This is a genomic window from Amorphus suaedae (assembly GCF_053629675.1).
On the sequence record NZ_JBRJIT010000001.1, the window covers coordinates 2,732,237 to 2,757,829 of the forward strand.

General features: G+C 69.8%; 19 protein-coding genes. 10 read left to right on the plus strand and 9 right to left on the minus strand.

Annotated features, from left to right (window positions below; genetic code table 11):
* Window positions 1–258: 258 nt before the first annotated feature.
* From bcsA to AB7M35_RS12200, 5 genes are all read left to right on the plus strand, one after another.
* The gene (gene bcsA, locus AB7M35_RS12180; protein ID WP_453960111.1) at window positions 259–2,574 is read left to right on the plus strand and encodes a UDP-forming cellulose synthase catalytic subunit; all 2,316 of its coding nucleotides are present in this window, start codon (window positions 259–261) and stop codon (window positions 2,572–2,574) included.
* Between the two features lie 8 nt (window positions 2,575–2,582).
* Window positions 2,583–5,549, plus strand: a complete 2,967-nt coding sequence (locus tag AB7M35_RS12185; protein WP_453960113.1) for a cellulose biosynthesis cyclic di-GMP-binding regulatory protein BcsB — start codon at window positions 2,583–2,585, stop codon at window positions 5,547–5,549.
* The gene (locus AB7M35_RS12190) at window positions 5,549–6,673 is read left to right on the plus strand and encodes a glycosyl hydrolase family 8 (RefSeq protein ID WP_453960114.1); all 1,125 of its coding nucleotides are present in this window, start codon (window positions 5,549–5,551) and stop codon (window positions 6,671–6,673) included. Before AB7M35_RS12185 ends, AB7M35_RS12190 begins: the two co-directional genes overlap by 1 nt.
* A gap of 300 nt (window positions 6,674–6,973) precedes the next feature.
* Window positions 6,974–9,730 (plus strand): hypothetical protein, encoded by a 2,757-nt coding sequence (locus AB7M35_RS12195; RefSeq protein ID WP_453960116.1) that lies wholly within the window; start codon window positions 6,974–6,976, stop codon window positions 9,728–9,730.
* 200 nt (window positions 9,731–9,930) lie between these two features.
* A complete protein-coding gene (locus AB7M35_RS12200) occupies window positions 9,931–11,088 on the plus strand; it encodes a diguanylate cyclase (protein WP_453960117.1) in 1,158 nt (385 codons plus the stop codon).
* 64 nt (window positions 11,089–11,152) lie between these two features.
* Here AB7M35_RS12200 and AB7M35_RS12205 read toward each other — a convergent pair whose 3' ends face one another.
* Entirely contained in the window at window positions 11,153–11,407 is a 255-nt protein-coding gene (locus tag AB7M35_RS12205; RefSeq protein ID WP_453960118.1) for a hypothetical protein, read from the minus strand.
* 220 nt (window positions 11,408–11,627) lie between these two features.
* Window positions 11,628–12,767 carry a sensor histidine kinase gene (locus AB7M35_RS12210; RefSeq protein WP_453960120.1) on the minus strand — a complete coding sequence of 380 codons (1,140 nt, stop codon included), beginning with the start codon at window positions 12,765–12,767 and terminating at the stop codon, window positions 11,628–11,630.
* Between the two features lie 148 nt (window positions 12,768–12,915).
* On the opposite strand from AB7M35_RS12210, the gene AB7M35_RS12215 reads away from it, so the two are divergent.
* Window positions 12,916–14,142 (plus strand): MFS transporter, encoded by a 1,227-nt coding sequence (locus AB7M35_RS12215; protein WP_453960122.1) that lies wholly within the window; start codon window positions 12,916–12,918, stop codon window positions 14,140–14,142.
* Window positions 14,143–14,272: 130 nt separating this feature from the next.
* Window positions 14,273–15,247 carry a 2-hydroxyacid dehydrogenase gene (locus AB7M35_RS12220; protein ID WP_453960124.1) on the plus strand — a complete coding sequence of 325 codons (975 nt, stop codon included), beginning with the start codon at window positions 14,273–14,275 and terminating at the stop codon, window positions 15,245–15,247.
* A 60-nt stretch (window positions 15,248–15,307) separates the two neighbouring features.
* On the opposite strand, the gene AB7M35_RS12225 is transcribed toward AB7M35_RS12220, so the two are convergent.
* Together AB7M35_RS12225 and AB7M35_RS12230 are read right to left on the minus strand one after the other, a co-directional pair.
* Complete coding sequence (locus AB7M35_RS12225) at window positions 15,308–16,960, minus strand: bifunctional 3-(3-hydroxy-phenyl)propionate/3-hydroxycinnamic acid hydroxylase (protein WP_453960126.1); 1,653 nt, start codon at window positions 16,958–16,960, stop codon at window positions 15,308–15,310.
* Between the two features lie 53 nt (window positions 16,961–17,013).
* Window positions 17,014–17,853 (minus strand): VOC family protein, encoded by an 840-nt coding sequence (locus AB7M35_RS12230; protein ID WP_453960128.1) that lies wholly within the window; start codon window positions 17,851–17,853, stop codon window positions 17,014–17,016.
* Window positions 17,854–17,977: 124 nt separating this feature from the next.
* Between AB7M35_RS12230 and AB7M35_RS12235 the strand changes: the two genes are divergently transcribed.
* The gene (locus AB7M35_RS12235; protein ID WP_453960130.1) at window positions 17,978–18,730 is read left to right on the plus strand and encodes an IclR family transcriptional regulator; all 753 of its coding nucleotides are present in this window, start codon (window positions 17,978–17,980) and stop codon (window positions 18,728–18,730) included.
* Window positions 18,731–18,752: 22 nt separating this feature from the next.
* Here the strand turns inward: AB7M35_RS12235 and AB7M35_RS12240 are convergent, their stop codons facing one another.
* Window positions 18,753–19,445: a CBS domain-containing protein gene (locus AB7M35_RS12240; RefSeq protein ID WP_453960131.1), complete on the minus strand. Its 693-nt coding sequence runs from the start codon at window positions 19,443–19,445 to the stop codon at window positions 18,753–18,755.
* 262 nt (window positions 19,446–19,707) lie between these two features.
* On the opposite strand from AB7M35_RS12240, the gene AB7M35_RS12245 reads away from it, so the two are divergent.
* Complete coding sequence (locus AB7M35_RS12245; RefSeq protein ID WP_453960133.1) at window positions 19,708–20,082, plus strand: phasin family protein; 375 nt, start codon at window positions 19,708–19,710, stop codon at window positions 20,080–20,082.
* A gap of 72 nt (window positions 20,083–20,154) precedes the next feature.
* On the opposite strand, the gene AB7M35_RS12250 is transcribed toward AB7M35_RS12245, so the two are convergent.
* Window positions 20,155–21,993, minus strand: a complete 1,839-nt coding sequence (locus AB7M35_RS12250; RefSeq protein ID WP_453960135.1) for a PHA/PHB synthase family protein — start codon at window positions 21,991–21,993, stop codon at window positions 20,155–20,157.
* An 86-nt stretch (window positions 21,994–22,079) separates the two neighbouring features.
* Window positions 22,080–22,760 carry a helix-turn-helix domain-containing protein gene (locus AB7M35_RS12255; protein WP_453960137.1) on the minus strand — a complete coding sequence of 227 codons (681 nt, stop codon included), beginning with the start codon at window positions 22,758–22,760 and terminating at the stop codon, window positions 22,080–22,082.
* A 275-nt stretch (window positions 22,761–23,035) separates the two neighbouring features.
* Between AB7M35_RS12255 and AB7M35_RS12260 the strand changes: the two genes are divergently transcribed.
* Window positions 23,036–23,395 (plus strand): response regulator transcription factor, encoded by a 360-nt coding sequence (locus tag AB7M35_RS12260; protein WP_453960139.1) that lies wholly within the window; start codon window positions 23,036–23,038, stop codon window positions 23,393–23,395.
* A gap of 34 nt (window positions 23,396–23,429) precedes the next feature.
* Here AB7M35_RS12260 and AB7M35_RS12265 read toward each other — a convergent pair whose 3' ends face one another.
* Together AB7M35_RS12265 and AB7M35_RS12270 are read right to left on the minus strand one after the other, a co-directional pair.
* Entirely contained in the window at window positions 23,430–24,776 is a 1,347-nt protein-coding gene (locus AB7M35_RS12265) for a TRAP transporter large permease (protein WP_453960140.1), read from the minus strand.
* Entirely contained in the window at window positions 24,773–25,351 is a 579-nt protein-coding gene (locus AB7M35_RS12270; protein ID WP_453960142.1) for a TRAP transporter small permease subunit, read from the minus strand. Before AB7M35_RS12270 ends, AB7M35_RS12265 begins: the two co-directional genes overlap by 4 nt.
* Between the last annotated feature and the right edge of the window lie 242 nt (window positions 25,352–25,593).

The following is a 25,593-nucleotide window of genomic DNA, read 5'->3' on the forward strand; positions in this document are numbered from 1 at the left end:
ACGGGTGTGCGGGGATTTTCCGGGAAGGAAGGTCTATACTCGCGAACGGCGAGCGGATCGGCGCGCTGCGACGTTTTTTGGGCGACCCCGCGATGCGCTTTGGTCTAGACCTTGACGAAGAGTGGCTGCATTGAGGCAGTCAGAGGCTGTTAACGTTGGGCCGGGTACGATGCCCCCAAATCGCGGACAGGCAAAGAGTCAAGCGCTGTTGCCTCGCATTGACCATCACCGGCGACGAAAGCGCATGGCGTAAGCTGAATGGCTAGGATCTTCAATGTAGCCACGTGGATGCTGTTCGTTCTCATCATGATTTTCATGGTGACGCAGCCGATCGACATCAACACGCACTTCGTCACGGCGATGCTGGTCGCCGCGGTCATCGCGATCCTCAAGTATTTCAAGCGCGAAGGCGCCCTGCGCCTGGTGGTTCTGGCGCTCGGAACCTCGGTGGTGCTGCGCTACTGCTACTGGCGCACGACGAGCACGATCCCGCCGATCGGCCAGCTGGAAGACTTCATTCCGGGCGTCATTCTCTATCTCGCTGAGATGTACAGCGTGTTCATGCTGTTTCTCAGCCTGTTCGCGGTGTCCGACCCGCTCGAGCGCCCGCCCGCGCCGATCCTGCCCGACGAAGACCAGCCGATGGTCGACGTCTTCGTGCCGACCTACAACGAGGAACCGGCGCTGCTGGCGACCACGCTGGCGGCGGCGCGGCAGATGGACTATCCGGCCGACAAGTTCATCGTCTACCTGCTCGACGACGGCGGTACCGACCAGAAGTGCGAGGACGAGGACCTGGACAAGGCCGCCCAGGCCCAGGCCCGCCGCCGCGAACTGCAGCAGCTCGCGCGCGACATGGGCGCGCGCTACCTGACCCGCGCCAAGAACCTCCACGCCAAGGCCGGCAACCTCAACAACGGCCTCGCCCATTCCCACGGCGAGCTGGTCGTGGTGTTCGACGCCGACCACGCCCCCGCGCGCGACTTCCTGAAGCAGACCGTCGGCCTGTTCCGCCAGGACAAGCGGCTGTTCCTGGTGCAGACGCCGCATTTCTTCATCAACCCCGACCCGCTCGAGCGCAATCTCGAGACCTGGAACCGGATGCCGTCCGAGAACGAGATGTTCTACGGCATGATCCAGAAGGGGTTCGACAAGTGGGACGGCTCGTTCTTCTGCGGGTCGGCGGCGGTGCTGCGCCGCTCCGCGCTGGAGACGGCCGGCGGCTTTTCCGGCGTGTCCATCACCGAGGACGCCGAAACGGCGCTGGAGCTGCATTCGCGCGGCTGGCGCAGCGCCTATGTCGACCGCCCGATGATCGCCGGTCTGCAGCCGGAAACCTTCGCCAGCTTCATCGGCCAGCGCTCGCGCTGGGCCCAGGGTATGCTGCAGATCATCTTGCTGAAGCGGCCGTTCCTGAAGCGCGGCCTGCGCATCCCGCAGCGGCTCTGCTACATGGCCGCGTCGATGTTCTGGCTGTTTCCGTTCGCGCGGCTGACCTTCCTGTTCGCGCCGCTCGCCTACCTGTTCTTCTCGCTGCAGATCTTCAATGCGTCCGGGGCGGAATTCGCCGCCTACACGATGACGTACATGCTGATCAACATCCTGATGCAGAACTATCTGTATTCGAGCTTCCGATGGCCGTTCATCTCTGAGCTCTACGAGACGATCCAGTCGATCTACCTGATCAAGGCGCTGGGCGGCGTGCTGGTGAACCCGAGAAAGCCGACCTTCAAGGTGACGGCGAAGGGCGAGACCACCACCAAGAGCCGGATTTCCGAGCTCGGCTGGCCGTTCTACATCATCTTCTTCATCCTGGCGTTCGCCGTGCTGGTGACGGTCTGGCGCGTCTGGACCCAGCCCTACGTCGCCGACATCGCCATCGTGGTGGGCGGCTGGAACATCTTCAACCTGATCATCATGGGCGCGGCGCTGGGCGTCGTGTCGGAGCGCCGGAACCTGCGCCAGAGCCAGCGCGTGACGGTCAACCGCAAGGCGGAGATCGTCTTCGGCGACGAGGTCGTCGCGGCGAAGATCGACGACGTCTCGGTGACCGGGACGCGCATCCTGGTGCCGGCCAAGGCGCTCAGGGGCCTGAAGCGCGGCCAGGAAGTCATCATGCGCTTCGAGCCGAAGGCGAAGCTCGCCACCAACGCGCTGCCGCTGAAGGTGATGGGCATCATGCGCGACCAGGGCGGCCAGGCGCTGGGCTGCCAGTTCGCCACCAAGGAAGCGGCCCATTTCCGGCTGGTCGCCGACCTGGTGTTCGCCGAGTCCGACGAATGGGTGGCCTTCCAGAAGGGCCGCCGCAAGGACATCGGCGTGCTGCGCGGGATCGTCGAGTTCTTCGTGATGGCGTTCTACCAGACCGTTCGCGGCCTCTCCTACCTGTTCCCGCGCAAGGACGAGGACATCGCTTCCGACCAGGGCATCTCCTCCGACAACGCCAGCACGGCGCAGCAGGGCCCGCCCGAGCGGCTGCCGCCGCCGGATCACCCGACCGGCAGCTACGACGACTTCGACGACGGCCCCGTCTCGCCTTCGCCGCACGGCTCGCGCGCCGTGCCGGCCGAATGAGGTATCCGATGGACCGCCGTCGCGCGCGCCTCTTCAGCCGCATGGTGCTTGCCGGCGCCATCGCCATGGTCGGCGGCCTCGCCGTCCATGCCCAGGAAGGCCCGGCCCCGTTCCAGATGGCGCCGGACGACGCCTCGGGCTCGCCGATCTCGCCGCTTGCGCCCTCTTCTTCCGCCAGCCCCTCCGGCCGGCCGAGCGCCCCGGCGCAGCCGTCCGGCCGCGCGCCGGCCAGCCAGGGCCAGCCGCCGGCCGCGTTCGGGTCGGGCGCGCAGCAGCCCCCGCCCGCCTTCGGGTCGCCGACCGTCAGCGACACCGCCTCCCAGTACTTCTCGCCGAACCCGTCCGGATCCGGTCCGACGCTGCAGTCGATCGACCAGCCCCAGCCTGACAGCTCCGCCACCCCTCCCCCGTTCTCGCTGGGAGGGGGCAACCAGGGCGGCGCGCAGCAGGCGGCACCGAGCCGGCAGCCGAACCAGGGCCTTCCCCCGGTCGAAACGCTCCTCGATCCGAGCCGGGCGCCGGGCTGGAACGCGCAGCAGACGCCCACCGGCGACCAGCTCGGCAGCCCGCAGAACCCGCTCGCCGTCGACACCTCCGACCAGCTCGACGAACTGAACCGTTTCCTGGAGGACGAGACCGACACCGGGCAGCGGACCATGGAGGTGTCGCTCGGCACCTCCGAGGGCGCGCTGCCGGCGGTCGACCGGCCGATCGTGCCGTTCTCGCACCTGCGGCTGGAGGGCGAGATCGACTTCCGCAGCTGGACCCTCTACCTGAGCGCCGCCCAGGCGGCCCGCGGCGCGACCCTCACGGTCGCCTTCACCAACTCCGTGCTGGTGCTGCCCGAGGCCTCGCAGCTGCGCGTCTATCTCAACACGCGCGAGATCCTGACCACCCAGATCGACTCGCCCGACAACACCAAGGTCGTGGCGGTTCCGATCACCCCGGACATGGTGCGTCCCGGCGCCAACGCGATCCGATTCGAGGTCGACCAGCGGCACCGGATCGACTGTTCGCTGCAGGCGACCTACGAGCTGTGGACCCGCATCGAGCCGCGGCTGACCGGGCTGTCGTTCCGCGGCGGCGACGTGCCGCTGCAGAGCCTCGCCGATCTTCCCGCGGTGGGCGTCGACACCACCGGCGCGACCCGCATCCGCGTGCTGCAGCCGGCGACGATGACCGCGAACGCCCAGAACCGCATTCTCGAGGCGGTCCAGACGATGGCCGTCCGCGGACGCTTCCAGCATCCGCTGGTGGAAATCCTGACGCCCGGCATGCCGGCCCCGCCGCAGCCCGGCGTGGTCAACCTGGTGATGGGCACGTTCGCCGACATCAGCCGGCTGGTGCGCGGCGTCTCTCCGGACGCCCAGTCGATGCCGATCGCCGTCCTGCAGGACCGGCCCGACATCGGACCGACGGTGTTCGTGGCGGCGCCCGACGAGCGCGGCCTGGTCGTGGCCCTCCGGCGCCTGGAAGCCGAGATCGACCCGATCTCGCGGGTGAACCGGATCGCCGCGACGCCGCCCTGGCATTCGCCGGACGCCATCGAGATCAACGGCGCGGAGCGGTTCTCGCTGCGCGACGCGGGCGTGTTCACCCAGGAGTTCTCGGGCCGGCGCTTCGAGACCCATTTCCAGATCGAGCTTCCGCCGGACTTCTTCGCCGCCGCCTACGGACAGGCGACGATCGAGCTCGACGCGGCCTACACTCCCGCCGTGCTGCCGGGCAGCCGCCTGAACGTCTACGTCAACGGCGCGCTCGCGACGGCGCTGTCCTTCACCACCAAGGACGGTCGCGTCTTCTCCAAGTTCCCGGTCCGGATCCTGCTGAAGAACTTCCGCCCGGGGCTGAACGACGTGCGCATCTCGGTCAATCTCCTGACCGACGCCGACACTCTCTGCCTGCCGGGCGGCACCGTCTCCACCCAGCAGCGGTTCGTGCTGTTCAACACCACGGAGTTCGTGTTCCCGGCCTTCGCGCGCATCGGGCGGGTGCCCGATCTCGCCTCGTTCGGCGCCGACGGCTTCCCGTATTCGATCGGCGACCGGCCGATCGCGGTGCGCGTTTCCGGCGATTCCCGCGACACCCTCGGGGCGACCGCCAGCCTGATGGCGCGCCTCGCGGTGACCCGTGGCAAGCGGCTGAACGCCGTCGCCGTGGACAGCGTCTCCTCGCTCATCGGCCGTCCGGCGATCGTCGTCGGCGCATTTTCCGAGGTGACGCCGCTCGTCCTCCAGCAGACCCGGGTCGACCGGATCATCCCCCAGAGCTGGCTGACACCGCGCGCCACCGGCAACCGCCTCCAGCCCGAGGGGCTGAGCCAGTACGACGAGATCCTGAAGCGGATGCGCGAGCAGACCCGCGAGGAGGACACTCTGCGCAACCGCAACGTCTCGCTCGACGAGTTCCAGTCCACCGACGACCTGATGACCGACGAGCGCAGCCAGACGGAGGAACTCTACGACCGCTGGAAGACCGACGTGCGCCACGGCGAGGGCCTCGCCGGCCAGCTGAGCAGGCTGCGCGAGTGGTTCGGACGGCAGTTCGACGTCTCCTTCGACGCCCTCTCCAACCGCAACGGCCAGGACGCCGGCCCGCAGGTCATGGAACAGGCGACGCTGATCATCGCCCAGGCGGCCGCGCCGCAATCGGTCGACGACGCGTGGACGCTGGTCACCGCCCCCACGCCGGCGCTGCTGTCGGCCAGCATCGCCTCGATCTCGGCGTCCGGCCAGTGGGACCGGATGGGCGGCCGCCTCACCGCGTTCCAGCTGGACACCGACGCCGTCCAGGTGATGCCCGCCGAGAACCCGGTGTTCGTCGTCACCGAGCCGCTCAGCTTCCAGAATATGCGCCTGATCGCGGCGAACTGGTTCTCGCTCAACAACGGCATCTATGCTCTGGTCATGATCTTCGCCGCCGTGGTGCTGGGCGTCTTCACGCACCGGGTCATTCAGCCGATGGGGAGAAAATAGTGACACCGCAAACGACGCTGATGCGCCGGTTCGCTGCGCCACTGGCACTTCCCGCGATGATCCTCTCGTTCTTCCTCGCCGGTGCGGCCGGATCCGCCACCGCGCAGGACTACGGCGTCGGCATGAGCGCCACCGCGCCCACCATCTCCGCACCGGAGTGGTCCAGCTACCGCGAGAAGTTCCTCTCCCCCGACGGGCGGATCGTCGACACCGGCAACGGCAACATCAGCCACTCGGAGGGCCAGGGCTACGGGCTGCTGCTCTCCGTCGCCGCCGACGACCGGGCGACCTTCGAGCAGATCTGGACCTTCACGCTCACCCAGCTGTTGATCCGCGACGACGGGCTGGCCGCCTGGAAATGGGTGCCGGACGCCGATCCCCACATCGCCGACATCAACACGGCGACCGACGGCGACATACTCATCGTGTGGGCGCTTCTGAAGGCCGCCGAGCGCTGGGGCATCGACCGCTACCGCGACCACGCGCAGCGGATGGCCCAGACCATCGGCAAGACCCTGATCATTCCGGAAGGCCGGATGAGCCTGATCCTTCCCGGCTCCCAGGGCTTCACCAAGGCCGAACGGCCGGACGGACCGGTGGTCAACCCGTCCTACTGGGTGTTCTCGGCGATCGAGGCCATCAAGAGCCTCGATCCGCAGACCGACTGGAGCGGCGTGCGCGCGAGCGGCCTGATCCTGCTGAAGGAAGCGCAGTTCGGCACCTTCAAGCTGCCGTCCGACTGGGTGTCGATGCAGGCCAACCAGCCGCCGCGCCCGGCCGAGGGTTTCGAGCCGGAGTTCGGCTACAACTCGATCCGCATCCCCCTCTACCTGATCCAGGCCGGCATCACGGACCGGACGCTTCTGGAGCCCTACGACAAGGCCTGGAACCAGAGCGGCGCCGGCCGTCCCGCCGTGGTCAACGTCAACACCGACCAGATCATGCAGCAGCTGGACGACCCCGGTTACCGGATCCTGGCGGCGCTGGTCGCCTGCGCCCTCCGGCAGACGCCGATCCCCTCAGACCTGCAGACCTTCCAGCCGACCAGCTACTACCCGTCCTCGCTGCAGCTTCTCGCCCTGGCGGTGGCCCGGGAGAACTACCCCCGCTGCCTGGCGACCTGAGCGCCGCCGGCCCCGGCAACGGACCTCCGGGCGCCTCCGCGCACCGTTAACCAATTGTTCCGATGTGCGGCGATGGGCCGAAACTTGCCCTTCTGGGCAGGTTGCTCGCGCGTTAAAGTCGCGAAAAGGTATGTTTCTGCCGCTTCTTACGGGTCCTCTTACTATCTATTAACCGTGTCACGGCATGGTCGGGCGTGCAGATTTCCTTGCTGTCTCTGTGGTGCTGCACAATCGGCGCTCAACGCAATGCGAAGGATCGGGCGATAGCCGCCTCGTCGAGGCTGTCGGAGTAGAGATGTAATGAGTGCCGGCCACGAGCCAGGACCTGACAGGTGGAAGCCGCACGCGCTGAGACGCTCGCGGCGCGACACGCCCACCGCAGAGATTCTCAACGGTCTCCGCTCGGCCTTCGCCGGCGACGGGTTCGGCACGCATCCGGGCGATGCGGCCGCGCGCCTGAACCGCAAGCATCACATGATCATCGGTGCCGTGTGCGCCCTGGTGGTCGGCTACCTTCTCAACATCGGCCCCTGGCCTCACGGCACCGACAAATTCCTCCTGCCCGCCGGCGCCCAGGAAGGCCTCTCGTTCGCCAGCCAGTCGGGCAGCAAGGTCTCGGCGCCGTCGGCGGCCGATGAAAGCGCGCTGCGCTACTTCGCGCGGCAGGGCGACGTCGACCGGCTGGAAGCGGAGCTGCGCCGCCTGCGCGCGCTCTATCCCGACTGGGACCCGCCGACCAACCTGCTCGATCCGGTCGGCGAGGACCAGCAGACCCAGCAGATCTGGAACCTCTATGGCGAGGGCCGCTTCGGCGAGGCCCGCGAGCTTCTGGCCCAGCGCCAGCAGCGCGACCCGAACTGGGAGGCGCCGACCGCCCTCGTCAACGCCCTCAACGAGGCGGAAGCCCGCGAACGGCTGACCAACGCCTCGAAGCTCGAGCAGTGGCAGGCGGTCATCCGGATCGCGTCGGAGAATCCGAACCTGCTGGTCTGCGGCAACGTCGACGTGCTGTGGCGCGTCGCCGAGGCCTTCGCCAAGACCGACAAGGCGCAGCGCGCCTACGACGCCTATGCCTACGTGCTGGAGAACTGCCCGGACACCCAGGAGCGCATCGCCACCGTCGAGAAGGCATCGGAGCTGCTGCCGGACAACCTGCTCGAACAGCTCTTCCAGTTCGGCCGCACCGGTCCGGATGGCGAGAACGAATTCGCCGTCGTCCAGCTCAACACCATCCGCCGCGCCGTCGGCAAGGCCGCCGAGGACCCGTCGATCACGGTGCCGGAGGCCCAGCTCCAGGTGCTCGCCAAGGAGGCCGCCACCGGCCGCGACACCAACGACGCGACGCTGCTCGGCTGGTACCTCTACCGCCACGACAACCCGCAGGACGGGCTGGAATGGTTCCGCTTCGCGCTGGAGCGCGGCCACGGCGTGGAGGCCGCGCAGGGCTTCATCCTGTCGCTGCGCGCCATGAAGGACGAGGCGCGGGCGCGCGAGGCGGCCTACATCTGGCGCGACACCTCCAAGAACATCATGGCCATCTACCTGGAAGCCGTCGCGACCTTCCTGACCGGCAAGGACATCTACGCCATCGACCAGGAGACCGTGACGCGGTTCGCCCCTGTGGTCGTTCAGCAGAAGGACCCCAACGGGGCCCAGGCGCTGGGCTGGTACGCCTACAACACCTGCCAGTTCCAGAGCGCCGAGGACTGGTTCGTGACGTCGGCCGGCTGGAAGCCGTCCGAGGCCGCCCTGTTCGGCCTGGCGCTGGCGCGCCTGCGGCTCGGCGACACCGTCGGCTTCGACGAGGTCGTCAACGAATGGGGTCCGGTCTACCCGGCCGTGGAAAGCCTGCGCACCGGCAGCGGCGTGCAGCCGGAAGCGCCGAGCCAGACCGAGAACCCGGACGAGACGCTGCTCCAGTCCGGCGTCCAGCAGATCGACTGCGGCACGACGGCGATCCGCGACCGCGCCGAGGAAGCACGTGCCCGCGACCGCGCCACGACCCCGACGACCGGAACCGGCCGCCAGCCCGTCGCCGCCGAGCCGCAGCGCGTGAGCCGCACGCCGACGCCGCGCCGCGACGGCACGATGGCACCGGTGGCGACGGCGCCCGCCCAGCGTCCCGTGGCGACCACCTCCCAGCCGGTGCGGACGACGACCACGGAGCCGATGCGCACGACCACGGCCACCGGCGGCGCGTTCCAGATGGACGAGCAGCCGGCCGCCGCCTTCGACGTGACCGGGTCGGGCTCGACCAACACCTCCTACGGCGGCTACCAGCCCCGCGCCGGGCAGGCCTCCAGCGGCGGCGCGATCATCTACACCGGCGGCGCGCCGAACTGGGGGCAGGACACCTCCACCGCCACGGTGATTGCCACCGGCGGCCCGGACGTGATCGCCATCAACACCGACCTTCCGGCCGGACCGTCCCGGCCGACGTCGCGCAACCGGCTGATCGACAACACGCCCAATGCCTCGCCGGCCGTGAGGGCCGCCTATTCCAGCGGGAATTACCGGCAGTGCGTCGGCCTGACCGACGCCGCCATCAAGCGCGGCGCGCTCAGGGGCGGCGACGCGCTGGCCCGCGGCTGGTGCCTGATGGAGCTGAAGCGGCCCGTCGAGGCGGCGATGGCCTTCGAGGCCGCCTATACGAACACCTTCGACGCCAAGCGCATCGCCGACGCGGCCTACGGCGAGACGCTGTCCAAGGCGGCGTCCAATCTGACCAACGAGGCCGCCGTCGCCGCGACCAAGTCGCCGCAGCCCCGCACCCGCCGGGCGGAGATCGCCCGCGAGCTCATCACCCAGCGGGCGCTGGCCGCCTACCGCGACGGCAAGTACGCCGACGCCATCATGGCCCTGGACGAGCGTTCGCGCCTGGCGCCGGAGCAGCGCGACCTGATGCTGCTGCGCGGCTACGCGCACTACAATCTCGGCCAGTGGAACGCCGCGGAGCAGATCTTCGAGGCGGTCGACAAGGCAGCATCGACCCCGGATTCCCGCAGCGCCCTCAACGTGATCCGGTTCGCCCGCGAGCCTCAGCAACGGCGCTACTAGATGACATGGTCGGGCCGGTCCCCGGCCCGTTCTACCCTGTCGCAACGTCCTCGTTCCGCGTCGCGCCAACCCTCGTCCGCACTCGCCGCAAGCGCTATAGTCTGCCCCGGTTGCCCCTGCGCCGCAGAAGCCCGGGCGGCATCGGCCGCGCGCGATCGCACGGACCCCGCGCGATGCTGTTTCAAGGGTGACGGATCCGGATGATCCTCGACATTGGCACAATCATCGTGATGGTCGGTGTCACCTGCGGGGGGCTGTCCGTCCTCACCTTCATCGTGTGGCTGTCGCACCGGGAAGAACGCTTCCTGCTCATCTGGTCCATCGCGACCCTGATCCTCGTCGGATCGTCGGGCGCCTTCGGCTTCTACGAGCAGACCCCCTCGCTGCTGATCGGCTGGATCGCCGCGTCCACCACGGTCATCGGCGCCATCGGCGGCTGGATGACCGCCATGAACCTCAGGCGGCGGCGGCCGGCCCTGTGGGGCGGCGTCGCGCGCTTCGTCATCGCCCAGGTCGCAATCGCCGCGCCGGCGCTTGCCGGACTCCCCGGCACCATGGTCGGCGCCTTCAACATCGTCATGTTCCTCAGCCTGATGGACATGGCGTCGGTGTTCTGGTCGGCCCGGAAGGAGACCCGGCTCTACATGACCAGCCTCGCCGTGCTGGCGACGATCATCGGCACGACGTTCCTGCTGTGCGGGATACACCTCTTCCTCTTCGAGGAGCCGGACTTCCTCGGAATCCCGCAAACGATCCTCGAAACGCTGAACGGCATCGTCACCGTGTTCGGGCTGACCGCCATGGGCGCGCTGCTGCTCACGCTGGTGCACGAGCGGATCGCCAACCAGCATCGCACCGACGCGATGACCGACGCGCTGACCGGCCTGCTCAACCGCCGCGCGCTTCTCGACATCGGCAACGCCAGCGGCACCCACGACACGGTCGCGGTGATCATCTTCGATCTCGATCACTTCAAGATGGTCAACGACACCCATGGCCACGCCGTGGGCGACCTCGTCCTGCGCCGCTTCACGGTGATCTGCCGGCAGGCCCTGCGCGCCACCGACCTGGCGGCCCGCATCGGCGGCGAGGAGTTCGCGGTGGTGCTGCCCGGAACCGGCGAGGCCGAGGCGATCCTGGTGGCCGACCGCATCCGCCGGCGCTTCCAGAAGGAAGAGATCACGACAGAGAGCGGAACGGTGCAATGCACCGTCAGCGCCGGCGTGCACGCCTCGCCGCACGGCTCGGACTGGCACCTGAACGAACTGCTTCTGGGCGCCGATCTGGCGCTCTACGACGCCAAGAACGGCGGTCGCAACCAGGTCCGCTGGGCCGAGCCCTCGCGCAAACGCAGCTAGATCCCCGGTTCAGGAGTCCAGAGCTTGGGATATCGTGGCGAGGCGGGGCTTGACCGCCCCGCGCCTATCCGGCGGCGCCGTCGCTGCCGTCGCCGCGCTTGCCGCCGTCGCCCGGCCGCTGGGCAGGCTGGGCACTCTTCGTCTCGGTCGTGCGCGGGTCGCCGGCGCCGCGCCGGCGCCGGTTGCGCGCCGAACTCAGCGCCCGACGCCCCACCATCAGCGCGCCGAGCACCATCGCACCGACCGCGAACGCGCCGCCCGTAAGGCCGCCCATCTGCCGACTGTCGTCGTCGTCCGTCTTGCGCTGATCGGGCACCATCGGATCACTCCCGCATCGGGATCCACATCCGCCGGCCAACATGAAACGATCCACGATCGCGGCGCTTCCCCCCGTGGGAAAAGCCTCGCGTCGATCGTCTCCAGCCTTGCGGCACAGACGAAAAGACTAGAGCAAGTCGGCGCCGGACGGAAGGGCCCGCCCCGACAACCGATGTTCAAGTCTTTGAAACTCGATGTGTTTTGCGCCGAGGTCCGGGGCATCAGGCGAAGGCGGGCGGCCCCTCGAGCACGATCCTGGCGACCACCAGCTCACCCTCCTGTGACACCGACAGGCTGTGCCGGTCCGGGTAGTGGATGGCCAGCCGGCGGCGGGTGTTGTCGAGCCCGAGCCCCCGGCCCGGACCCGGCCGGGGCGCGTAGACGCCTTCGTTGGCGACCTCGATCAGCAGGCGTGCCGCGTCTCCCGCCACCCGGACCCGCACGTGCAGGGGGCCCGGCGACGAGGTCAGCCCGTGCTTCACCGCGTTCTCGACGAGCCCCTGCAGCACCAGCGGCGGCACCATGACGCCGAGCGCCGCCTCGTCGACGTCGAGACTGACATCGAGGCGGTCCTCGAACCGCAGCGCCTGGATCCGGACGTAGGCGCGCGCCTGCTCCAGCTCGGCGGACAGCGGCGACAGCACCTCGGCCCGGCGGTCGAGCCCGCCGCGCAGATAGGCGGCGATCAGGCGGTTCATCTCCAGCGCCGTCTCGGGATTCTCGGGGATCTGGGCGGCCAGCGTGTTCAGGGCATTGAACAGGAAATGCGGATCGAGCTGCATCTGCAGCTGGTGGAGTTCCGCCTTCAGTGCCGCCGCCTCCGCCTCGATGCGCCGCAGGCGTTCCGCCCGCATCTCCGAGTGGGCCATCAGCCAGAAGCAGGCGACCGACCAGCTCACCAGCACCGTGGTGAAGAAGAAGAGCTGGATGAACGGCCCGCCGAACCCTTCGTGGAAGCGCCCGGTCAGGATGACGTAGGAGCGCAGCAGGTTGACGCAGCCGGTCAGCACCAGCCCGGCCAACAGGCTGAGGCCGATGACCAGCAGCACGGCGCGCGTGAGCTTCACGCCGGAGGCGAGCTCGCGCAGATAGATCCAGCGCAGAAAGATCGTGTAGGCGAACGTCAGCGGGTCCAGCAGCGCCGTCAGGATCACCGCGTGACGGACATTCTCGTAGAACACCGCGCGCGCCGTGAACGCGAACACGACGTAGAACGCAAATGCGATCAGATTGGCCTGCCAGAAGGTCATCCGGGCGAAGCCGGAATAGCTTTCGTCCCGACCCGCCGCCGCGCTTGCCTCGGCATCCGGCGCCGGCCCGGCGTCCGCGCCGTTCCCGTCGAGCGCCTGCGTCCCGCTCATCGGCGGCACCGGCGCATGGGGCGGAAAAGGGTCATGGCCGGCACCTGTTCAAACCTCTTTCCCTCCGCGCCCCGCGGGGATAGGGAGCGTGCGGGACCGCTGCCGCACGCCCGCGCGGTCCGACGACCCGAACCGGAGCATAGCTTCCGTGCAGACCCAACGCACGCGCGCGCCGACCACCCTCGTCGCCGCCGCCTTCGTGATGACGCTCTCCTCGGCGTTCGGCCAGACCTATTTCATCGGTCTGTTCGCCCCCTGGCTGAAGCAGGAGCTGGGCCTGACGGACGGGTCGTTCGGGACCCTATACATGGTCGCCACCCTCGCCAGCGCCGCCGTTCTCATGTGGGCCGGCCGCATCGCCGACCTGTTCCGCATCCGCCGCCTCGCGGTGATCGTGCTCGTCGGTCTCGCCGCGACCGCCGTCGCCATGTCGTTCGCGCCGTCGGCGATGCTGCTCCTGCCGGTGCTGTTCGGCCTTCGCCTGTTCGGCCAGGGCTTTCTAGGCCACCTCGCGATGACCGGCGTCGGGCGCTGGTACGTCCGCCGCCGGGGCCGCATGATGTCGGTCGCGGTGCTGGGCTTCCCGGCGAGCGAAGCGGTGATGCCGTTCGCGGCGGTGGCGCTCATCGGCGCGGTCGGCTGGCGCGAGACGTGGCAGATCGTGGCGGGCTTCCTCTGCCTGGTGTCGGTGCCGCTGGTCCTTTTCTTCCTGCGCCGCGAACCCTCGCCCGGCGAAGCGGCCGAGGCCGCCGACAGCCCGGCCGCCCCGCGCCGGGACTGGAGCCGCGCCGACGTGCTGCGCCGGCCGGTGTTCTACGCGCTGCTGGCCGGCATCGTGACGCCGCCGTTCATCGTGACCGGGATCCTCTTCCACCAGACGACGCTGGTGGCCACCAAGGGCTGGACGCTCGCCTGGTTCACCGCCTGGTTCCCGGTCTACGCGCTGGCGAGCGTCGCCACCGCGCTCGTCGCCGGCGCCCTCATCGACCGGTTCACGGCGCGGCAGCTGCTGCCGTTCTACCTGCTGCCGCTGGCGGTGGGCGTGACCGCGCTCGCGGTCACCGACTCGCTCTATGCCGCGCCGGTGTTCATGGCGCTCGCGGCGGTGACAAACGGCGCGGCCCAGACCCTCATCGGCGCGCTCTGGGCGGAGCTGTTCGGCGTGCGGCACCTGGGGGCGATCCGCTCGGTGGCGTTTGCCGCGGTGGTGTTCTCGACCGCCCTCGCCCCCGCCATCATGGGCGTCCTGCTCGACGCCGGCGTGCGTCTGGAGGCCCAGTATCTGGCGATGGCGGCCTACACCGTGTTCGCCACCGGGCTCCTCTGGTCGCTCAGGCCGAGCCTCGACCGGATCGTCGCCACATCCACGTCCTGACGCCCGCCGACCGGGAAACGGGCAGCGATGCCGACAGGTCGGGCATTGAGCGGACGGTCGCGGATGCTACCCTGACCGCCTCGCATCTTGCCGCCGCCCCACCCGTCGTTCCCGAGCCGAAGTGCGCCCCGTGACCCTCTCCATCATCTTCGCCAGCGCCGGCTTCGAGACGGCCCGTTCCCACCTCCGCGACGCCGTGGCCGGCGCCCGCATCGACGCGATCGACGGCGCGGTGCTGCGCGACGGGGGCACCGGCTGCGATGTCCTCATTCCGGCGATGACGCGCGTCGACGGAGCGCTGATGGACCGCATCGAGGGGCTGCGGCTGATCCACCAGTTCGGCTCCGGGCTGGAGGGGGTCGACATCGAGGCCGCGACGGCGCGCGGCATTGCCGTCGCCAACCTGCCCACCGCCGGCACCGGCAACGCGGAATCCGTGGCGGAATGGTGCGTGATGGCCGCCATCGCGGTCACGCGGCACCTGCCGGCCTGCCTCGACGGCATCCGCTCGGGCGGCACATGGGGCCAGCCGGCCGGCCGCGCGCTGCTCGGGAAGACGGCGGGAATCGTCGGCCTTGGGGGCATTGGCGAGGCAGTCGCCGCCCGGCTTGGCCCCTTCGGGATGCGGATGATCGGGGTGCGCCGCACGCCCGATCCGGCCCAGGCGACGCGGCTGGGCCTGGACTGGGTGCGGCCGATGGAGGCGCTGCCGGCGCTGCTTCAGGAGGCCGACATCGTGTTCCTCTGCCTGCCGGTGACGGCGGAAACCCGGGAGATGATCGACCGGGCGGCGCTCGACCGCCTCGGCCTGCAGGGCGTGCTGATCAACCCCTCGCGCGGGGGCCTCGTCGACGAGGCGGCGCTGGCGGCGGCGCTTTCCGAGGGCCGGATCGCCGGCGCCGGCCTCGACGTCTTCGCGACCGAACCGCTCGACCCGGCCTCGCCGCTGCTGACCATGCCGAACGTGGTCGCCACGCCCCACATCGCCGGGGTCACGGACGTGTCCTATGCCGGAATTTCGGCCGCCTTCGCGGAGAACGTGCGGCGGCTGCAGGCGGGCGAACCGCTACGCAACTGCGTCAACGCGCAGGCCCTGGGCGGCTAGAACGCGCTTGCGCGTTTCTGCGCTTTTTTGCGCGTTTCTGCGTTTTTCAGGTGTGCGCGCTCAGGCGAGGTCGCGGCCGATGCGCACGAGGGTCGCGGCGTCGGCGATGGGCGCCGTCGCCGCCACGTAATGGTCGGGCCGGAGCAGGATCGCGTGCTCGCGGTAGCCGGCCCGCGCCTTGCCGCTCATGTGCCGGGACGCGTCCCGGACGATCGGGAAATCGGCCGCCTGGGGGTTCATGCCCTCCGGCGTCAGGCCGATCACCTGCAGGCCGCTCGCCCGGGCGTCCGCCAGCGCCGCGGCCGGCAGCGTCCGGTCCGGCGCGTCGGAGAAGGCGATCAGGCAGGCGGCGTTGCCGACGAGGTCGTCGAGCAGCAGGCGCGAGCGGTCGGGCCGCTCCACCGTCGGCTGCGGGAACAGCTTGCCGACCAAAGTTGCCTTCTTCGAGCGCCCGTCCGGCCAGATGAGACCGTCGGTCAGGCGCGGCGGCGGCTTGTAGCGCATCTGGGAGACGTAGTCGCGGGCGGGCGGATAGATGCCGAGGAGCCGGAAGCCGGTGCGGACCGCGAAGGCCCGCGCCCGCGAGGACGGCGTCATCAGCCGGCCCATGGTCATGGCGAGCTCGATCATCGACCAGGCGTGCGGCCGGCGCTCGGTCTCGTAGGAGGCGAGCAGCCGGTCGGCCGTGCCCGGCTCCGGCGCCGTGATGGCAGGGGCTCCATCGGACCTGCTGCTCGCCTCATCGCGGACGAGCGCGGCGGCGAGCTTCCAGCCGAGATTGTGAGCGTCGCGGAGGCCGCTGTTCATGCCCTGGCCGGCGAACGGCGGGGTCAGGTGGGCGGCGTCGCCGGCGAGGAAGACGCGGCCCTCCGACCACCGCTCGGCGAGGCGGGCGTGGAAGGTGTAGACCCGCGACCGGCGGATCGGGGCGTCGCGGTCGGGACCGACGGCGGCCATCAGCCCGCGCACGAAGGCCTCGTCGGTGGCGACCTCCTCGCCTTCGCCGTCGAACAGCATGAACTCGTAGCGGCGGATGCCGTCCGGCCCGGGCAGCGTGATGCAGGGGCGCGCGGGGTCGCAGTAGACTTCGGTGTGGCGGAAGCGGTTGTAGGTCTGGGCGAGGTCGAGGATCAGCCAGCGCTCGGAGAAGGTCGAGCCGACCAGCCCGATCCCGAGCTGCTTGCGCACGAACGACCGCGCCCCGTCGGCGCCGACGAGATAGGCCGCGCGGATGGTCCGCTCCGCGTCCGACCCGGCGGAGCGGAGGCGCGCGGTGACGCTCGCTCCGTCCTGCTCGAAGCCGACGAGCTCGGTGCGAAAGGCGGCGGTGACGGTGGCGTGGCGGGCGAGACCGGCGGCGAGCACGGCTTCGAGCTCGGGCTGCTGGAAGCCGTTGCGCTTGTCGAAGCCGTAGTCGCGGGAGACCGGGTCGACGGTGGCGAACAGGTCGCCCGACGGCCCGTAGTAGCGCGACCCGTAGCCGCGCGAGACGATCGCCTCCACGGCGCCGTCGAGGCCGATCGCCTGCATGGTGCGCATGGATTCGTCGTCGATGGAGACGGCCCGCGGCTCGTCGACGGTGCCGGCGTTGCGCTCGACCAGCACGGTGGAGACGCCGGCGCCGCCAAGCAGGTTGGCGAGCGTCAGCCCGGTCGGGCCGGCGCCGACGATCAGCACCCCGGTCTCGCTCGGCAACGCGGTCGTCTCAGCCATCATGTCCGATCCCTGCAGCACCCGGCCGTCCCGGCCAAGCCGGTCCCGCGCGGTCAGGAGCGCATGATCGCACGGCCCCACAGATTGAGGGTTCGCGGCTCCTGCGGCCAGTCCTTCGACGGGCGATCGTAGATCACCTCCAGCTCGCCCGAGATCTCGATCCAGTTGCCGTCCGGATCGGCGATGAAGGCGAACAGGTTGTTGCCGGGCCCATGGCGCCCCGGCCCCCACATGAGCTCGATGCGCATGGCGCCGAACCGGTCGCACCAGTTCTTGATGGTGTCCCAGGTGCCGGCCTCGTAGCTGTGATGGTCGACGCCCTGCCGGTCGGACTTGAAGCAGGCGATGGTGTGGTGCTCGTGGTTGGAGCGAACGAAGCAGGTGGCCATCTCGCCGTCCGGATGCAGCACCCGGTCGGACAGGGCGAAGCCCAGCCGGTCGCAGTAGAAGGCGCGGAAGGCCTCGACGTCGAAGCTCGCGAAGGTGAGGTGCTGGGTGGGGGCGTGCAGGCCGGTGAAGCCCTCCGCCTGGGGCGTCGCGAGCCCGAAGCAGATCAGGTTGCCGTCCGGATCGCGCACGCCGAAGGCGCCCGCCTCGAAATAGGGCGACGGCGACGCCTCGATGGGAATGCCCTCCGCCTCGGCCCGTGCCCGGATGGCGGCAAGGCCCTCGCCGTCGCGGCAGGCGAGCCCGGCATAGGCGAGCTGCCGGTCGGCGCCCTTGCGGGCGACGAACCGCCGCTGCGGCCCCTCGCAGCGCCACTCGTCGTCGCCGATCTTCTCCAGGCGCATGTCCATCGCCTCGGCATAGAAGCGGGCGAGGCGTTCCGGTTCGGCGCTCTCGAACGCGACGTGATGGAGATAGGCGCCGGCTTGCACGGTGGTGAGGGTCATGGCGGGTTCCTTCGTTCGTCATCGCATAATTATCAAAAAATGATAATTCTGTAAATATGGTCCGCCCGAATTCCCAGAAATGCCCGTTTCTGCCAAGATGGCGGACGCGTCGAAGGAGAGCGACTTGGCCGGACTGGAACGATTCACCGCGATCCTGCACCTGTTCGACGAGGCCGCGCCCACGTGGACCGTGCAGGGGATCGCGGACCGGCTGGAGATCCCGGCGAGCACCGTCTACCGCAGCGTGCGCGCGCTGGTGGCGGACGGCTTCCTGGCGCCCGCCGGCGAGGCGCACTACCGGCTCGGCACCGCGTTCCTGGAGTTCGACCGGCTGATCCGGCTCACCGATCCGCTGACCATCGAGGGCGCGGCGATCCTGGCGAGCCTGGTGGAGCGGGCGGGGATGGCCTGCGTCGGCCTGGTGTCGAGCCTCTACGGCGACACGGTGATGTGCGTCGCCGACGCCGCCGCCGGGACGCCGGCCTTCCGCTCGAGCTACGAGCGCGGACGGCCGATGCCGCTGCTGCGCGGCGCGACCTCGAAGGTGATCCTGGCCGATCTGCCGACGCGGCGCCTGAAGCAGCTGATCGCCCGGGCGAGCGACCTTTCGGACGATGCCCGCCGCGATGCGTTCCGCAAGTCGCTGGGGGTGGTCCGCCGCCAGGGCTACTGCGTGGCGCGGGGCGAGATCGATCCGGGGCTGGCGGGGCTGGCGGTGCCGGTGCGCGAGACCGACGCCCCGACGACCGCGAGCCTGAGCCTGGTGGTGCGCGAGCAGGACCTGACGCCCGCCACCGAACGCAGCCTGGTGACGCTGCTCACCGTGTCGTCGGCGCTGCTGGCGGAGGCGCTCGCCCGCCGCAAGGCCGGAGCCTGACGCGGCCCCGGCCGAGGGCCGGTCAGATCCAGCCGGGCATCTGCGGGACGAGTTCGACCTGATCGTCGACCGACTTCACGCCCGGGGTGTTCTCGGCGGCGACGCGCAACGCGTCCTTGATCCGCGGGTCGATCACGGCGCCCTTCAGCTCCACCGCGCCGGAACGGACCGTCACGTCGATGCTGGACGACGGCACCCAGCCGTGGCGGTGGATCTCGTCGACGATGTGGTTGCGGATCCCGAGGTCGTCGACGGTGATCGCCGGCGCCGGGTCGGCGCGGCGCACCAGCGCCCGCAGGAAGTTCGACCGCGAGACGATGCCGGTCACCTTGCCATCCGCCACCACGGGCAGACGGCGGTAGCCGTGCTCCTCCATCTGCCGGACCACCTCGGAGAGGTCGGCCTCGGGCGAGATGGTGACCACGTCGCGCGACATCACGTCGGAGACCTTGCGGGCGTGGGCCCGCACGTATTCGTCGGCCAGCGTGCCCGCGCTCATCACCAGTTCCATCCAGTGACGATGCTCCTGCTCGGTGCCGATCTCGGTGCGGCGCAGCAGGTCGCGCTCGGTCACCATGCCGAGCAGCTTGCCCTCCGCGTCGACCACCGGCATGCCGCTGATGTGATGCTCGAGCATCAGCTGCGCGGCCTGGCCGATCGTCGTGTCCGGCGATACCGTCGCCGCGCCCACCGTCATGATGTCACCGACCTTCATGGTCCTGCCTCTCCCTGTTCGCCCCCGGACAGGGGGCCTTCGACTGCTTATCGGCGCTTCCGCGCGCCGTCGCCTTGCGACACGTCAAGTCCGGCGACCGGCGCCGGACAGGCGTTGCGTCCATTCCAAACGTGCGCCCGGCCGCCGGCCCCTTCAAGAGGGCCGGCCGCGACCGAAACGTTGACACCGATCAATGCGTTCCGGCGCCGCCCAATCCATGGTTGCGCCCCAATCGCGCCGTCCCAACCCGAAGGATCAGACCATGCAGGACAAGTCCCCGAAGCACGTCGGCAACCCGTTCAAGGACACGCTCGACTTTGCTGGTCCGTTCGCGAACGCCTTCAAGTTCGGCGGCCCGTACGGCGACCTCTTCGCTTCCCGCGCCCCGTTCGCCGACGTCTGGAAGACGATGATGATCGACGTGCCGATGACCATGACGGCCGAGATGATGCGGTTCGCCGGCCGCCGCTTCGCCGCCCAGGCCAACCTGTGCGAACAGCTCGCCAAGTGCGGCTCCATCGCCGATGCCATCGACGCCCAGTCGGAGTTCGTGGAAGAGGCGATCGGCGACTTCAGCGCGGAATCGGCCAAGCTGGCGCAGGAATCCCAGGCGGTGGTGAGCCGCGAGACGGCCTGAGGCCTTCGGCCACACGCACCTGACCGACGGGGGCGGCGCCTGCCGCGGCTCCCGCGGGTCGTTTCCCACGCCCTATTCCTGCATCACGTAGGTGCCGGGCGCATCGCACAGCGGCGGATAGCCCGCCGCGGCGTTGCCGAGCGTCGGCGGCGCGACCCGCTCGCCCGACGACTGCGCCGTCAGGAAGCCCGTCCACGCCCCCCACCACGAGCCGTCGCGCTTCTCCGCCTGCTCCAGCCAGCTGTCGGGATCGACGTACGGCGCCTGCTCCTTCTTCTCCAGGATCCGGTAATGCGCCTTGGGGCTGGACGGCGGCGCGACGATGCCGACGTTGTGGCCGCCGCTCGCCAGCACGAAGGTGACGTCGGCATCGGAGAAGAGGTGGATCTTGAACACCGACCGCCAGGGCGCGACGTGGTCGTGCTCGGTGCCGACGGCAAAGATCGGCGCGCGGATGTCGGTGAGCGCGATCGGCCGCCCCCCCACCTCGAAGCGCCCCTCGGACAGGTCGTTCTCCAGGAACAGCTCGCGCAGATACTGGGAATGCATCCGCGCCGGCATCCGCGTCGCGTCGGCGTTCCAGGCCATCAGGTCCGACATCGGCGCCCGCTCGCCCATCAGGTAGGAGTGGACGAGCCGCGACCAGACCAGGTCGTTGGAACGCAGCAGCTCGAAGGCGCCGGCCATCTGCTTGGAATCGAGCGTGCCCTGGGACCACATCAGGTCCTCCAGGAAGCGCACCTGGCTCTCGGAGATGAACAGCGTCAGCTCGCCCGCCTCTTCGAAGTCGGACTGCCCGGCGAACAGCGACACCGTCTTCAGCCGGTCGTCGCCGTCGCGCGCCATGGCGGCGGCGGCGATCGACAGCAGCGTGCCGCCGAGGCAGTAGCCCGTGGCGTGCACCTTGCGGTCCGGCACGATCGCCCCGATCGCGTCGAGCGCGGCGCCGACGCCGAGCGTCCGGTAGTCGTCGATGGAGAGGTCGGCGTCCTCCGCCGTCGGATTGAGCCAGGAGATCATGAAGACCGTGAAGCCCTGGCCGGTGAGATAGCGGACCAGCGAGTTCTCCGGCGACAGGTCGAGGATGTAGTACTTCATGATCCAGGCCGGCACGATCAGCACCGGCTCGGGGTGTACCGTCTCGGTCCGCGGCGCGTACTGGATGAGCTCGATCAGCCGGTTGCGGTAGACGACCTTGCCGGGGGTGACGGCGACGGTCCGGCCCGGCACGAAGTCCTCGGCGCCGACGGGCGGACGCCCGGTGGCCTCGCGCTGCCAGTCCTCCAGGAAGTTCCCGAGCCCCTCCACCAGGTTGGCGCCGCCGCTCTGAAACGTCTTCTTCAGCACCACCGGGTTGGTCGCGATGAAGTTGGCGGGCGAGAACATGTCGAGCACCTGGCGGGTGGCGAACTCCACCACCTGCTCGTGGTGGCGCGAGACGCCCGGCACCCCGGTGGTCGCGTTGTGCCACCACTGCTGCTGCAACAGGAACCCCTGCTGGATCAGGTTGAAGGGAAAGACGTGCCAGTCCGGGTCGGCGAAGCGCTTGTCCTGGGGCAGCGGCTCGATGCAGGCGGCGCCGTCCGCCCCCTCGACCAGGCTGCGGCCGGCGAACTCGGCGTAGCGGGTCCACTTGCGCGCTGCCTTCCCGGCGAGCTGCACGGACTTGCCGGGCGCCGAGGCGAGATGGACGGCCCAGTCGGTGAAGGCCTCCGACATGCCGGTGGGGGCGAGGCCCCCGGTCATCCGCGCCACCGCGGCGTGGGAGGCCCGGTCGATGGTGTCGGCGAAAACGTCGAGCGGGTCGGGCTCCGCGGCCTGGGCGGCCGGCGCCGGGACGGTCGCGGGCAACCGGGGCGGCAGCGGCAGCACCGCGGCCGGCGACGGGACGGGGGAACGGGAGGCGGTCACGCGCTTTGCTCCTCAACTGGACGGCTGCGGCGGCTCCGCGCCCGGGCGGGAGGGCCCGTGGCGGCGGAGCGGCCGGGACCCGCGGCCTAGGCCGCGAGCCGGCTTTCGCGCACCCGGACGCGGCGCGATCCGTCGAGCGTGATCAGCCCGATGTCCTGGAGCTGCGTCATCGTGCGCGACACGGTTTCGATGGTGAGGCCGAGATGGTCGGCGATGTCCTGGCGCGACATCGGGAGTTCGATGACGGACGGCTGGTGCTGGCGTTCCGACAGCGCGCGCAGGAAGGCCACGACCCGTTCGAGCGCGCTCCGGCGGCCGAGCAGCGTGACGTGGGCGCGCAGGCGCTCCATCGAGCGGAACGTGCACGCGAGCATGGCCCGGCAGAGCTCCGGCCGCCGCTTCGAGGCCGCCTCAAGCGCCGAGCGGCGCACCCGGACGAGCTGGCAGTCGGTCACCGCCTCCGCGGAGAAGGCGTGACGGTCGCCCATGCCGATGCCGAACAGGTCACCGGGAAGCTGGAACGACCCGATCTGGCGATGGCCGTCCTCGAGATAGACGCAGGTCCGCACCACGCCGGACACCACCTTGTAGAAATGCGTCACCGGCTCGCCCTGGGCGAAGATCTCGGCGTTGCGGTCGACGGCGATCGCGGTTCCGAGCTCCTCAAGCGTCTGGTCGAGCGCTTCCTCGGGAGCCTCCGGCCCCGACGCCAGACATCCGGCGTGCGGGACGATGCCCGGCCGGCCTGAAACGTGTGCGTGCAACATGACCCATCCCCCATCTTGCCTCGGACACCTTTGATATGCGCCTTGCCCCGGGCGACCGAAACTCAGGCATTCTCCGTAGGTAGTTTCCCGTACGTAGCGCACCGGACTTCGAAAGGCGGCCGGACACCCGTCATAAGAGGCCGGGGAGAGGCGGGGCGATTCCAATCGGAGCAACGCGCACCGGGCGATCGGGGGATCGCCGGGGCCGGCCGCCGCGGAGACACGACCATGCAGACTGTTCCATCGGTGGTTCCGGGTGCGCGGAGCATGCGGCGGTGAGGCCGCCGGTCGTGATCGTCGAGGACGACACCGCCGTGCGCGAGGCGCTGCTGACCGTCCTGGAGCTCGACGGCTATCAGGTGACGGGCTTCGAGAGCGCGGAGGAGCTGTTCGACGGCGCCGCCCTCGACAGCCGGAGCTGCGTCATCCTCGACGTGAACCTGCCGGGGATGAGCGGACTGCAGGCGCTGGAGCGGCTGCAGCGCACCTACGAGGGGCTGACCACCGTGGTCATCAGCGCGCGCGCCACCGACGAGATGCGGCGCGAGGCGGCCCGGCTGGGGGCCTCGCACTTCCTGGACAAGCCGATCGACATCGACGCGCTCCTGACCGTGCTGGAGCGCGTGACGGCCTGAGCGACGGCGTGGGCGCCGGCACCGGTCCGGGCCGCTACTGCCCGAACCAGCGGCCGATGTAGACGAGGTCGGGGAAGCTCACCAGCAGCGCCACCACGAACAGCATCATCAGCGCGAAGGGGGCGGCGCCGGCGAATATGTCGCCAAGCTTGATGCGCTCGTCGGGCAGCGAGCCCTTGATGACGAAGCACGCCATGCCGAGCGGCGGCGTCAGCAGCCCGATCTCCACCGAGATGATGGTGACGATGCCGAACCAGACGATGTCGGCGCCCATGCCGTTCAGGATCGGCAGGAACAGCGGCACCATGATCAGGATGATCGACACGGAATCGATGATCGTGCCGAGGAGCAGGATCACGGCGATGTAGATCAGCATCACCATCAGGAAGCTGTCGCCGTCGCCGCTGACCAGGCCGGAGAGCCAGAACGGCACGCCGGCCACCGTCAGCGCCCGGCTGTACATGGTCGCCGAGATGATCAGGAAGCACACCGACGCGGTGATGTGGCCGGTCTCCAGGAGCACGTTCCAGAAGCTGCGCAGCGACAGGCTGCGGCGCGCCAGCGCGATGGCGAGGGCGGCGAGCGAGCCGACGGCGCCGGCCTCCGTCGGCGTGAACACGCCGCCGTAGATGCCGCCGAGCACGATGGTGATGAGGAGCAGCAGCGGGCCGGCCTTGCGGGCCAGTTCACCGCCGGTGAGCCGCGGCCGCTCGGCGCCCGAATGGGTGTCGGAGAAGCGGCCGTCGAGATCGTAGACGAAGCGCGGCGTCAGGTAGGCCATGCCGATGATGCCAGCGCAGTAGACGCCCGACAGCAGCAGGCCCGGCCCGATGCCGGCGTAGAACATCATGCCGATCGATTGCTCGGTGAGGATCGCGTAGATGATCAGCAGGATCGACGGCGGGATCAGCATGCCCAGCACCGACGAGCCGGCGACGACGCCGACCGCGAAGCGCGGGTGGTAGCCGAGGCGCAGCATCTCCGGCACGGCGACGCGGGTGAACACCGCGGCGGCGGCGATCGACACGCCGGTGACGGCGGCGAAGACCGCGTTCGACGTCACCGTGGCGAGCCCCAGCCCGCCGCGGATGCGGCGCAGGAAATGGTCGGCCACGTCGTAGGCGTCGCGCCCGACGTTGGACGCGCTCATGATCAGCCCCATCAGCACGAACAGCGGGATGACCGCGAAGGTCTGGCTGGCGATGCTGTCGGCGGCGGCGAGCGTCAGAAGGTGGACGGCGATGGCCGGGTCGTTGCGCAGCACCGCCACCAGCACGAAGGAGACGAGCGACAGCGCGACGGCGATGTAGGAGCCCGCGTAGATCAGCAGCACGATGGCGCCGATCGAGATCAGGCCGAGTTCGTAGGGGGCGACGATCATCGGGCCGGCCCCTGGTTCGCGTTCAGCGCGCGCATCAGCGCGACGTTGTGCCAGGCCAGCACCAGGAACTGCACGATGCCGAAGAGGGCGCCGACCAGCAGGATCGCCTCCAGCGGCCACATCGGCGCCTGGAAGACGCCGGGGTTGCCCTTGTAGAAGCCGTTCTCCCAGGCGCTGACGAGGCGCGGGAACTGGCCGTAGACGATGACCGCGAGGACGAAGGCGCCCATCAGGTTGAAGACCATGCGGAGGGTGAGGTTGACCCGCGGCATCCGGCGCTCGGTGAGATCGAGCAGCATCTCCGACCGCGTCAGCCGCCCGACCGCGATGGCGTGGGCGAGCTGCAGGTAGACGATGGCGACGATGCCCATCTCGGTGAGCTCGACCGCGCCGTCGAGCGGCGAATTGAACAGCCAGCGGCCGAGGACGTCGGTGTTGACGAGCACCGCCATCAGAAGGACCACCACGGCCCCGACGGCGTTCATGCCCGTCACGACGGGCGTCAGGCCGGGGACGTAGCCGGCGTGATCCCGGGACGATTCCTCCCCGGCAGCCTCGTGCGATGGCCCGGACATGGTTCCTCCCCCTGACACATTATCCCCGCCCGGAGCCTGCGGGCCCGGACGGGGAGGATAGCCTCTATCTCATGCGACGAAAGCGCGTTTCCGGCCGCCGGGCGGGCGGGCCGTCCGACCGGCCCGGAGCGCCGCGGCGGGCGGCGGGCAGGCCGGCCGCCATGATCCCGCGGATCGGCGGGCCGGCACCGACCAGGCCTCCAGGGCGACGCGGCGGTGGGGCCGCGTCGCCGGACGGCGTG

Excerpts from the sequence above, each read along its gene's own strand:
- bcsA (WP_453960111.1), top strand. The coding sequence starts at position 259 with ATGGCTAGGATCTTCAATGTAGCCACGTGGATGCTGTTCGTTCTCATC.
- AB7M35_RS12185 (WP_453960113.1), top strand. The coding sequence starts at position 2,583 with ATGGACCGCCGTCGCGCGCGCCTCTTCAGCCGCATGGTGCTTGCCGGC.
- AB7M35_RS12195 (WP_453960116.1), top strand. The coding sequence starts at position 6,974 with ATGAGTGCCGGCCACGAGCCAGGACCTGACAGGTGGAAGCCGCACGCG.
- AB7M35_RS12200 (WP_453960117.1), top strand. The coding sequence starts at position 9,931 with ATGATCCTCGACATTGGCACAATCATCGTGATGGTCGGTGTCACCTGC.
- AB7M35_RS12205 (WP_453960118.1), bottom strand. The coding sequence starts at position 11,407 with ATGGTGCCCGATCAGCGCAAGACGGACGACGACGACAGTCGGCAGATG.
- AB7M35_RS12210 (WP_453960120.1), bottom strand. The coding sequence starts at position 12,767 with ATGAGCGGGACGCAGGCGCTCGACGGGAACGGCGCGGACGCCGGGCCG.
- AB7M35_RS12225 (WP_453960126.1), bottom strand. The coding sequence starts at position 16,960 with ATGGCTGAGACGACCGCGTTGCCGAGCGAGACCGGGGTGCTGATCGTC.
- AB7M35_RS12230 (WP_453960128.1), bottom strand. The coding sequence starts at position 17,853 with ATGACCCTCACCACCGTGCAAGCCGGCGCCTATCTCCATCACGTCGCG.
- AB7M35_RS12240 (WP_453960131.1), bottom strand. The coding sequence starts at position 19,445 with ATGAAGGTCGGTGACATCATGACGGTGGGCGCGGCGACGGTATCGCCG.
- AB7M35_RS12245 (WP_453960133.1), top strand. The coding sequence starts at position 19,708 with ATGCAGGACAAGTCCCCGAAGCACGTCGGCAACCCGTTCAAGGACACG.
- AB7M35_RS12255 (WP_453960137.1), bottom strand. The coding sequence starts at position 22,760 with ATGTTGCACGCACACGTTTCAGGCCGGCCGGGCATCGTCCCGCACGCC.
- AB7M35_RS12265 (WP_453960140.1), bottom strand. The coding sequence starts at position 24,776 with ATGATCGTCGCCCCCTACGAACTCGGCCTGATCTCGATCGGCGCCATC.
- AB7M35_RS12270 (WP_453960142.1), bottom strand. The coding sequence starts at position 25,351 with ATGTCCGGGCCATCGCACGAGGCTGCCGGGGAGGAATCGTCCCGGGAT.